The 10310-nt window shown below is 71.0% G+C and carries 9 protein-coding genes and 1 pseudogene; 6 read left to right on the top strand and 4 right to left on the bottom strand.

Annotated elements, in window-relative coordinates; genetic code table 11:
* Positions 1-1168 (top strand): sensor histidine kinase (locus CVO76_RS04520; protein ID WP_244186196.1); only part of this gene is annotated, 1168 nt, incomplete at its 5' end.
* Entirely contained in the window at positions 1165-1887 is a 723-nt protein-coding gene (locus tag CVO76_RS04515; protein WP_133081628.1) for a response regulator, read from the top strand. The genes CVO76_RS04520 and CVO76_RS04515, both read left to right, overlap by 4 nt.
* Before the next feature lie 13 nt (positions 1888-1900).
* Here the strand turns inward: CVO76_RS04515 and CVO76_RS04510 are convergent, their stop codons facing one another.
* Positions 1901-3847, bottom strand: coding sequence for an AMP-binding protein (locus CVO76_RS04510; RefSeq protein WP_208740884.1), 1947 nt, complete (start codon positions 3845-3847; stop codon positions 1901-1903).
* A 188-nt stretch (positions 3848-4035) separates the two neighbouring features.
* Here CVO76_RS04510 and CVO76_RS04505 point away from each other — a divergent pair, with 188 nt between their 5' ends.
* From CVO76_RS04505 to CVO76_RS04490, 4 genes are read left to right on the top strand one after another with little or no spacing between them, the layout of a single operon-like run.
* Positions 4036-4716, top strand: a complete 681-nt coding sequence (locus CVO76_RS04505; RefSeq protein WP_208740882.1) for a GntR family transcriptional regulator — start codon at positions 4036-4038, stop codon at positions 4714-4716.
* Positions 4709-6229 carry an MmgE/PrpD family protein gene (locus CVO76_RS04500; protein ID WP_208740880.1) on the top strand — a complete coding sequence of 507 codons (1521 nt, stop codon included), beginning with the start codon at positions 4709-4711 and terminating at the stop codon, positions 6227-6229. Before CVO76_RS04505 ends, CVO76_RS04500 begins: the two co-directional genes overlap by 8 nt.
* Before the next feature lie 6 nt (positions 6230-6235).
* The gene (prpB, locus tag CVO76_RS04495; RefSeq protein ID WP_208740878.1) at positions 6236-7165 is read left to right on the top strand and encodes a methylisocitrate lyase; all 930 of its coding nucleotides are present in this window, start codon (positions 6236-6238) and stop codon (positions 7163-7165) included.
* A gap of 55 nt (positions 7166-7220) precedes the next feature.
* Complete coding sequence (locus CVO76_RS04490) at positions 7221-8366, top strand: bifunctional 2-methylcitrate synthase/citrate synthase (protein ID WP_208740876.1); 1146 nt, start codon at positions 7221-7223, stop codon at positions 8364-8366.
* Positions 8367-8413: 47 nt separating this feature from the next.
* On the opposite strand, the gene CVO76_RS04485 is transcribed toward CVO76_RS04490, so the two are convergent.
* From CVO76_RS04485 to CVO76_RS17230, 3 genes and pseudogenes are all read right to left on the bottom strand, one after another.
* Positions 8414-8956 carry an 8-oxo-dGTP diphosphatase gene (locus CVO76_RS04485; protein WP_208740875.1) on the bottom strand — a complete coding sequence of 181 codons (543 nt, stop codon included), beginning with the start codon at positions 8954-8956 and terminating at the stop codon, positions 8414-8416.
* Between the two features lies 1 nt (position 8957).
* Entirely contained in the window at positions 8958-10031 is a 1074-nt protein-coding gene (gene xerD, locus CVO76_RS04480) for a site-specific tyrosine recombinase XerD (RefSeq protein ID WP_208740873.1), read from the bottom strand.
* 32 nt (positions 10032-10063) lie between these two features.
* Positions 10064-10310, bottom strand: a pseudogene (locus CVO76_RS17230) (NUDIX domain-containing protein); the annotation flags it as partial.

The following is a 10310-nucleotide window of genomic DNA, read 5'->3' as shown; positions in this document are numbered from 1 at the left end:
GCATCACGGTGGCGCCCTCGGCGCGCTGGCCTCCTACCTGCTCAGCCGACGACTGCGGGATGCGACGCTGGGAATGGGACCCGCCGAGCTCTCGCGCACCTTCGTGTTCTACGATTCCGTGCTCCACTCCGTCCGCGAGGGCCTCCTGCTGACCGATGCGGCCGGCTCCCTCGTCCTCTACAACGACCAGGCCGCGCGGCTCCTCGGACTGGACGGGACACGGAAGCCGATACCGGCGTCGCACCTCGCGGTCGCACCGTCCCTGCGGGACCTCCTCGGTTCGGGGCGGCGGGCGCGCGACGAGGTACACCTGACCGAGAGCCGGGTGCTCGTGGTCAACCAGGAACCCGCCGTCCCGCCGTCCATCCCCGGGCGGGCCGTCCATCCGCACGGGGCGCTCGGCACCGTCACGACCCTGCGGGACCACACGGAGATCGAGGCCCTGACCGGACAGGTCGAGACCATGCGCACCCTCACCGATGCCCTCCGCTCGCAGACCCACGAACACGCCAACCGCCTGCACACGATCGTGTCGCTCGTGGAACTCGGCAGGAGCGCGGACGCCATCGACTTCGCCACCCGGGACCTGCAGCAGTCCCAGCGCCTCACCGACGAGGTGGTCGAGGCCATCGACGAGCCCTTCCTCGCGGCCCTGCTGGTGGGCAAGGCCGCGCAGGCCAACGAGCGCGGGATCACCCTGACCTCGCAGATCGCACCCGACGCGCAGGCCGGGTCGCTGAACCCCGTGGACCTCGTGACGATCATCGGCAACCTCCTCGACAACGCCTTCGACGAAGCGGCCGGTTCGGAGGAATCCCGCGTCCTCCTCGTCGTCCGCCGCCTGGCGGGCGGGAACGGCACGGCCGAACTCGAGATCGTCGTCGAGGACAGCGGGAACGGCCTCCCCGACTCCGAGAAGGCGAAGGTGTTCGAGGTCGGCTACAGCACGAAGCAATCGGCGGAGGACACCGGTGCCGGCCGCGGTTTCGGGCTGGCGCTGGTCCGGCAGGCCGTCCAGCGCTTCGCGGGCACGCTCGAGGTGACGGACACGGAGGACGGCGGGGCCCGCTTCATGGTTCGGCTCCCCTACCCTGGGGCTCCCGCGGGCACCCCGGACCGGTCGGGTCCGCCGGCCGTGCGCCTGGCCGTCGACGGGGGCCACCCGTGAGCGCAATACGTGTCCTGGTCGTCGAGGACGATCCGGTGGCCGCGGACGCCCATGCGGAGTACGTCCGGCGGCTCGACGGGTTCGAGCTCGTCGGCGTCGCCCGGAGTGGGGCGGAGCTCGCGGTCTTCCTCCAGCCGTCCGGCGAGGCACCGGGCAGGGCCGACCTCGTCGCGGACCTCATGCTGCTCGACATGAACCTGCCGGATGCCCACGGTCTCGACATCATCCGCCGGATCCGCGGGCTCGGTCTGCCGCTCGACATCATCGCCATCACGGCGGTGCGGGATCTGCACGTGGTGCGCTCCGCCATCTCGTCCGGCATCGTGCAGTACCTCATCAAACCCTTCACGTACTCGGCGTTCAGGGAGAAACTCGGCACCTACCGGGACTTCCGCCAGAACCTGGTGGAGCAGGCGACCGCCACCACGCAGGCCGAGGTGGACCAGGCGTTCGCCTCGCTCCGGCCCGCCACCGCCGCCACCCTGCCCAAGGGACTCTCCGCAGAGACCCTCCGCGCGGTCTCGCGCCTGCTGAAGTCGCTGCAGGAACCCACGTCCGCCATCGAGGTGTCGGAGGCGCTGTCCATGTCCAGGGTCACCGCGCGGCGGTACCTGGAGTACCTCGCGGACCAGCAGTCCGTCCTCCGCACGCCCCGCTACGGCACGAGGGGACGCCCCGAGTTCGAGTACAGCTGGGCGCGGAACAGCGCGGACCGCTAGCCCTGCAGACGGGTCATTCTGCGGGCACGGGCCGCAGCAGCGGCTCCAGCACGGCGAGGACCGCCGGGTCCTCGATCGTCGAGGGCACCGCATAGGGCTCCCCGGCTGCCATCTGCCGCATGGTCTTCCGCAGGATCTTGCCCGACCTGGTCTTCGGGAGGGCGTCCACCACCACGGCGGACCTGAAGTCGGCCACGGGACCGATCGTGCCGCGGACCATGGCCACGAGTTCGGCTTCCAGGTCCGTGGGATCGACCGACACCCCGGCTTTGAGGACCACGTAGCCGCTTGCACGCTGGCCCTTGAGCGGATCCCGGAGGCCGAGCACGGCGCACTCGGCGACGGCCGGATGCTGCGCGAGAACCTGTTCGATGGCCCCCGTCGAGAGCCTGTGGCCCGCGACGTTGATGACGTCGTCGGTCCGTCCCATCACGAAGACGTAGCCGTCCTCGTCCATGTAGCCCGAGTCCCCGCTCGTGTAGTAGCCCTCGAAGGCGGCCAGGTAGGAGTCCCCGTACCGCGCGTCGCTCCCCCACAGGGTCGGGAGGGTGCCCGGCGGCAACGGAAGCCGCAGGGCGATGCCGCCCTCCGTACCCGCCGGGACGGGGGTGCCGTGCTGGTCCAGGATGACGACGTCGAATCCCGGGGACGGCAACGACGGCGAGCCGGGCTTCAGCGGCACGCCGCCGAAGCCGCGTGGATTGGCGCAGATGGGCCAGCCCGTCTCCGTCTGCCACCAGTTGTCGACGACGGGTGTGCCGAGGACGTCGGCGACCCACGCGGACGTACCGGTGTCGAGCCGCTCCCCCGCCGAGAAGAGGGTTTCGAGGGCGGACAGGTCGTGGGAGCGCAGGAGCGCGCCGTCCGGATCCGCGCGGCGGATGGCCCGCAGTGCCGTGGGCGCGGTGAACAGCACCCTGACGCCGTGCTGTTCGATCAGCCTGCCGAAAGCACCGGCGTCGGGGGTCCCCACGGGCTTGCCCTCGTACAGGATGGTCGTGGCGCCGGCCAGGAGCGGCCCGTACACGATGTAGGAGTGGCCCACGACCCAGCCGACGTCGGAGGCGGTGAGCATCGCGTCCCCCGGCCCGATGCCGAAGATCTCCCGCATGGACCACGTGAGCGCGACGGCGTGGCCTCCGTTGTCGCGGACCACTCCCTTCGGGGCGCCCGTCGTGCCCGAGGTGTAGAGGATGTAGAGGGGATCCGTCGCAGCGACCCCGACCGGGTCGACCGGCTCGGCCGCGGAGACGGCGTCGTCCCAGTCCACCCAGCAGCTGCCGGACTGCCGGTAGTCCCCGATACGGTGCACGAAGCCCTCGCGTGCCTTGGCGACGACGGGTGTCCCGGTACTGTCCGCGAGGGCGAGTGCCTCCTGCACCGCCGGCAGGTATTCCACGCGTCGCCCGGGTTCCAGCCCGCCCGACGCCGTGACGACGGCGGCGGGCCGGGCGTCGCGGATGCGGGCTGCCAGCTCCGCCGGGGCGAAGCCGCCGAACACCACGGAGTGCACGGCACCGAGGCGTGCGGCGGCGAGCATGGCCACCACGGCCTCGGGGATCATCGGCAGGTAGACCAGCACCCGGTCGCCCTTCCCGACGCCCAGCCCTGCCAGCACGCCGGCGAAGACGGCGACCTCGTCCCGCAGGCCGGCGTAGGTGTACGAGCGGGTCGTGCCCAGCATCGCCGAATCGTGGACCAGCGCCACCCGGTCGCCGTGGCCCGCCTCGACATGCCGGTCGAGGGCGTTGTAGCTCGTGTTGAGGGAAGCATCCGGGAACCATCGGTAGAGCGGGGCGGCGGAGGCATCGAGGGCGGCGACCGGCGGCGTGCTCCAGTCGACGGCGCGGGCAGCCTCGAGCCAGAAGGCCTCGGGGTCCGCGAGGCTCGCAGCGTGCAGTCGTCGGTACTGGTCCGGCCCTCCGGTGTCGTGTCCGTCCTGGGATGCTGCAGCAGCCATGATCGCCCCTCGTCGCGCGTGGTGGGGGAACAGTATCACGGCCTTTCCGCGACTCTTTCTGTATACACAGAGAGGGGTCGACGCCGTCCCGACGGGTCCAGCGTGGACTTCGTGCTGCCTTTTGTATACATTGAGGAGAGAAGAGCACTCGTAGCGCGAGCGCGGACAGGACGACGGGGAGGACGCCGATGCGGGCCAGCGACCGCGCCTACTCCCTGCTCCGCTCCGACATCGTGGAGTGGAGGCTCGCCCCCGGCGAGCTGCTCGCGGAGGTGGAACAGTCCGCCCGGCTGGGTGTGTCGCGGACCCCTGTGCGTGAGGCACTGTCCCGGCTCGTCGCCGAAGGTCTGGCCACCCCGCACAGCGGGCGCGGGGTGGTCGTCTCCGCGATCTCCCTCGACGCCGTCACGGACCTGTTCGACGTGCGGCTGCCCCTGGAGTGCGCCGCCGTCCGGCTCGCCGCCCGTCGCGGGGACCACGCGGTGTTCGCCGCGCTCGCCGACGAGTTCGCGGCGTCCGGGAGACTCATCGAGGGCGACGGTGGCGGGCAGGACGCATATTACGGACTCGTCGCGCGGCTCGACCGGGCCGTCGACGAGGCCGCACTCAATCCGTACCTCCTCCAGGCGCAGAAACCCATTCGCACCCATCTGGCGCGGGTCCGCCGACTCGCCCGGGACAACCCGCGCCGACTCCTGGCCTCGGCACGCGAACACGAGCAGATCGCGCTCGCGCTGAGCGCCGGACACGCCGACCTCGCGGAAGCCTCGATGCGCGTGCACCTCCACAACAGCCTGCAGCACCTCCTGTCCCCACCCACCGGGGACCATGACACGTCGCCGAACCATCGAGAGGAACACCATGGTTGACATCCATCCCGTCCGCGTCCACCGCAGCGAGGAGAACCTGCCCCGGACCGGGCAGCTCGCGTGGAAGATCGCCGACGTCGCAGCGGACGACGTCGAGGTCACCCCGGAGGTCACCGACATGGTGATCAACCGCATCATCGACAACGCCTCCGTCGCCGTCGCGTCGCTGAACCGTGCCCCGGTCGTCGCGGCCCGCGCCCAGGCGTCGAGCCACCCCGTGTCCGCGCACGGCTCGGGTGCGTCCGTCTTCGGCGTCGACTCCCCCGTCTCGGCCGAGTGGGCCGCCTGGGCCAACGGCGTCGCAGTGCGTGAACTCGACTACCACGACACCTTCCTCGCCGCCGACTACTCCCACCCGGGGGACAACATCCCGCCGATCCTCGCGGCCGCTCAGCACACCGGCGCCTCCGGCCGGGACCTCGTGCGGGCGATCGCCACGGGCTACGAGATCCAGGTCGACCTCGTGAAGGCCATCTGCCTGCACGAGCACAAGATCGACCACGTGGCCCACCTCGGCCCCTCCGCCGCGGCAGGCATCGGCACGCTCCTCGGCCTCGACCGCGACGTCGTTTTCCACGCCGTCGGCCAGGCCCTGCACACCACGACGGCGACGCGCCAGTCCCGCAAGGGCGAGATCTCGACCTGGAAGGCCCACGCCCCGGCCTTCGCCGGCAAGATGGCCGTGGAGGCGGTCGACCGCGCCATGCGGGGCCAGACCTCCCCCACCCCGATCTACGAGGGCGAGGACGGCGTGATCGCCTGGCTGCTCGACGGGCCTGAAGCCTCTTACGACGTGCCCCTGCCGGCGCCGGGTGAACCCAAGCGTGCCATCCTCGACACCTATACGAAGGAGCACTCCGCCGAGTACCAGGCACAGGCCTGGATCGACCTCGCGCGGCGCCTCCACGGCTCCCATCCGGAGGTGACGGACCCGGAGAACGTCGCGTCCGTCGTCATCGCCACATCGCACCACACCCACTACGTCATCGGGTCCGGCGCCAACGACCCGCAGAAGTACGATCCGACCGCCTCGCGGGAGACGCTCGACCACTCGATCCCCTACATCTTCACCGTGGCCCTACAGGACGGCCGCTGGCACCACGAGGACTCCTACGCCCCGGCCCGCGCTGCCCGTCCGGACACCGTGGCACTCTGGCACAAGGTCACCACCGTCGAGGACCCCGAGTGGACCCGTCGGTACCACTCCCTGGACATCGCGGAGAAGGCGTTCGGCGGCAGGGTGGAGATCACCCTGACCGACGGCACCGTCATCACCGACGAGATCGCGGTGGCGGATGCGCACCCCCTCGGTGCACGGCCCTTCGCACGGGCCGACTACGTCGCCAAGTTGCGGATGCTGGCGGCAGGCATCGTCGACGACACCGAGCTCGACCGCTTCCTCACCGCCGTCGAGCAGCTGCCGGATCTCCCGGCCGGTTCGCTCGGGCAGCTCAACATCGTCGCCCGCCCCGGGTACCTCGATGCGGCCGCCGCGCCGCAGGGACTCCTGTAGGCCGCCGTGCTGTACTCGAGCGTGCCACCCGAGCAGAAGCGCCGGACACTCCGGGAGTCCCTGGCCTCCGGTCGGCTCCAGCAGTTCCCCGGCGCCTTCAACCCCCTGTCGGCCCGCCTCATCGGGGACAGGGGGTTCGACGGCGTCTACATCTCCGGGGCCGTGATCGCGGCCGATCTCGGGCTGCCGGACATCGGCCTGACCACCCTCACCGAGGTCGCACACCGCGCCGGCCAGATCGCCCGCATGACCGACCTGCCGTGCATCGTCGACGCCGACACGGGCTTCGGAGAACCGATGAACGTCGCCCGCAGCGTCCAGGAGCTCGAGAACGCCGGACTCGCCGGCTGCCACATCGAGGACCAGTTCAACCCGAAGCGCTGCGGCCACCTCGACGGCAAGAACGTCGTCGACCTCGACACCGCCGTCAAGCGCATCCGCGCAGCAGCCGACGCCCGGCGTGACCCGGACTTCCTCATCATGGCCCGCACCGACATCCGGGGGACGGACACGCTCGAAGCGGCCCAGGAACGGTCCCGGGCACTCGTGGACGCCGGGGCGGACGCCATCTTCCCCGAAGCGATGCGCAGCCTCGAGGAGTTCCGGGCCATCCGGGAGGCCGTCGACGTGCCGATCCTGGCCAACATGACGGAGTTCGGCAAGAGTGATCTCTTCACGGTCGACCAGCTGCAGGACGCAGGCGTGACCATGGTGATCTACCCGGTCACCCTGCTCCGCAGTGCGATGGGCGCCGCCGAGCGTACGCTGGACTCGATCAGGGCCCACGGGACGCAGGAGGCGGTCGTGGGACAGATGCAGACGCGCAGCCGCCTGTACGACCTGGTGGACTACGAGGGGTACAACCGCTTCGACTCCTCCGTCTTCAACTTCGAGGTGCCGGAGGGGCGCCACCGCGACGGCGGAGCGGACCGTTGACCATCGCCGACGCGCTGTCGCCGGCTCCAGGACCGAATTCCCAGAAGGAGCAGCCGTGACCGGACCAGAGATCCACAAGGGGCTCGCCGGGGTAGTCGTCGACTACACCGCCATCTCGAAGGTCAACCCGGAGACCAATTCCCTGCTGTACCGGGGGTACCCCGTGCAGGAACTGGCAGGGCACCGCGACTTCGAGGACGTCGCCTACCTGCTGTGGAACGGCGACCTGCCCGACGCCGCCGAACGGCAGCGCTTCGACGCCGTCGAACGCGCGCACCGGAGCCTACCGGAGAACGTGATCGCGGCGATCGACCTGCTGCCCGCCACCGCGCACCCCATGGACGTCGCGCGGACGGCCGTGTCCGTCCTGGGCGCCTGCCATCCGCTGGCGGGAGACCATTCCGTCGAGGCGAACATGGAGAAGGCCGCCGCACTGTTCGCCGCCTTCCCCGCGGTCGTCGCCTACGACCAGCGCCGTCGCCGCGGCCAGGCGCTCGTGGAGCCCCGCGACGACCTCGGCTACTCGGCGAACTTCCTCTGGATGACCTTCGGGGAGGAAGCCCCCGCCGAGGTGGTGCACGCGTTCGACGTCTCGATGGTCCTGTACGCCGAGCACTCCTTCAACGCGTCGACGTTCACCGCGCGGGTCATCACCTCGACGCTCTCCGACCTGCACTCCGCTGTCACCGGCGCCATCGGCGCACTCAAGGGTGCATTGCACGGCGGTGCGAACGAGGCCGTCATGCACACGTTCGAGGAGATCGGCATCCGCGAGGACGAGTCCGCGGAGGACGCCGCGGCACGTGCCAAGGCCTGGATGGAGGAGGCCCTGGCGGCCAAGAAGAAAGTCATGGGCTTCGGGCACCGTGTCTACAAGAACGGGGACTCGCGCGTCCCGACGATGAAGTCCGCGCTCGACGCGATGATCGGATACTACGGACGCAGCGAGATCCTCGGGCTGTACTCAGGACTCGAGACCGCGATGGACGAGGCCAAGGGCATCAAGCCCAACCTCGACTATCCGGCCGGCCCCACCTACCACCTGATGGGCTTCGACACGGAGATGTTCACTCCGCTGTTCATCGCCGCGCGGATCACCGGGTGGACAGCGCACATCATGGAACAGGTGGCGTCGAACTCGCTCATCCGTCCCCTGAGCCTCTACAACGGCCCGGACGAACGGCACGTGGGCGGGAGCTGAGCACCGGGAGCCGGCGGCACCCCACCGTGCCGCCGGCCCGCACCCGGTCATTCCAGGACGGCGCTGTCCACCGCTTCGTTGTCGGGAGCCATGACGATGCGCGCGTCGACCGGATGCCCGTCGAGCAGCGCCGGGATCCAGTGGGGGCCGTCCTGCCACATGCCGTTCCACGGCAGTGCGTCGACGGTGTACCAGCGCGGCTCGATCTCCTCGCCGGCCACCGGCAGGGCGTTCCCGGCATCCGCCGTGAAGAGGTGCGCGGCCATGTTCCAGCCCGGCTGGGCCGGGAACGACCAGGTGATCCGTCCGGCACTGCGGACATCGGCGGCCGAGAGCTGAATCCCGCTCTCCTCGGCGACCTCGCGGACCGCCGCATCGACCGCGGATTCCTGCCCGTCGATCTTCCCGCCCAGGGCCACGACCCGGCCCGTCCCGAAACCGGTGCGCTTCAGTCCGAGCAGGACCTCCCGTACGCCGTCGTGGACCCGGAACAGGAAGCAGAGGGCCACGTTGCGGTACGCGATCCCGTCGATGGTCTGCCACTCGCCGGGGAGAGCGGGTGTTCCGGGTACGCCCGTCGCCCGTGCCATGTCAGGCGCGGGCCCGGGGGTGCGCGGCGGCATACACTTCCCGCAGTGTCTCCGCGGTGACCAGCGTGTAGACCTGGGTGGTCGTGACGGAGGCATGCCCGAGCAGTTCCTGGACCACGCGCACGTCGGCACCACCCTCCAGCAGGTGGGTCGCGAAGGAGTGCCGGAGCGTGTGCGGGGAGACGTCCCGCTGCACCGCCGCCCGCTCCGTCGCCGACTTCAGGATGCTCCACGCGCTCTGGCGGCTCAGTCGCCCACCGCGCGTGTTGAGGAAGAGCGCCGGGCTGCCCTTGCCCTTCGCGGCGAGAGCGGGGCGCCCCTGCACGAGGTAGGTGTCGACCGCACGGGCCGCGTAGGAGCCCACGGGCACGAGTCGCTCCTTCGAGCCCTTGCCGGTGAGCCGGACGACGGCGGGACCGTCGACCACGTCCGTGACGGAGACGTCGTCGACGTCCAGGCCCACCGCCTCACTGATCCGGGCCCCGGTGGAATACAGGAACTCGAGGAGAGCACGGTCCCGCCGGCCCGACGGCGTCCCGGTGTCGACGGCCTCCAGGATGCGCACGACGTCGGCCACGGGGATGGCCTTCGGCAGGCGCCGGCCCGTCATGGGCGGGTGGACCTCGCGTGCCGGGTCACCCTCGGTGATCCCCTCCAGGGCCCAGAAGCGGTGCAGCCCGCGGACGGCGACGATGGTTCGCGCGGCAGAACGCGGACTCAGGGCCGACAGCCCGTCCTCCCCCGAGACGACGGCCTGCGCGAAGGCCGACACGTCGTGTCGACTGATCCTCGCTGCCTCGTCCACGCCGCGCCCGTCGAGGAAGGCCTCATAGCGCCGCAGGTCCCGGCGATAGGCGGCGAGCGTGTTGGCGGACAGTCCCCGCTCCACGGACATGTGCTGCAGGTAGTCCCGGACGAGGCCCGACAGCGGTCCGGACTCCGCACCGCCGGTGGACACGCCGGACTCCGCGCCGCCGGTGGACACGCCGGCCGGGAGCACCGGCACGCCGGACCGTACCGGACCGGCCTCCCCGGTCCGGTCCGGCAGCGTCGCCCCCGCAGTCGGGTCCGGCATCGTCGTCCCCGCAGTCGGGTCCGGCACCGTCGTCAGGCCTCGAGCACGGCGCCGTGCGGCCAGGTGGAGTGCCGGCTGGGGTGCTCGGGCCAGGGCGTCGTGGCAGGCCGGAGGTCCACGAAGCCGTTCTCCCGGGCCACCCGGGCCGCGAGGATCGCAGCAGCCGCGGACGGACTGTGGATGCGGCCTTCGAGCACGGCGTCCACCGCGGCGTCGAGGTCAACCCACCGGAGTTCGATCTCGGCCTCCTCGTGGGTGCGGGTATGGCGGTCCGCCTCG

The sequence above is a fragment of the Arthrobacter agilis genome, assembly GCF_002953615.1.
In the GTDB taxonomy this organism is placed as follows: domain Bacteria; phylum Actinomycetota; class Actinomycetes; order Actinomycetales; family Micrococcaceae; genus Arthrobacter_D; species Arthrobacter_D agilis_B.
This window is presented reverse-complemented; position numbering and strand designations above follow the sequence as displayed.

Coding starts and splice junctions, on each gene's coding strand:
- CVO76_RS04510 (WP_208740884.1), bottom strand. CDS start 3,847: ATGGCTGCTGCAGCATCCCAGGACGGACACGACACCGGAGGGCCGGAC.
- CVO76_RS04505 (WP_208740882.1), top strand. CDS start 4,036: ATGCGGGCCAGCGACCGCGCCTACTCCCTGCTCCGCTCCGACATCGTG.
- CVO76_RS04500 (WP_208740880.1), top strand. CDS start 4,709: ATGGTTGACATCCATCCCGTCCGCGTCCACCGCAGCGAGGAGAACCTG.
- CVO76_RS04485 (WP_208740875.1), bottom strand. CDS start 8,956: ATGGCACGGGCGACGGGCGTACCCGGAACACCCGCTCTCCCCGGCGAG.
- xerD (WP_208740873.1), bottom strand. CDS start 10,031: ATGCCGGACCCGACTGCGGGGGCGACGCTGCCGGACCGGACCGGGGAG.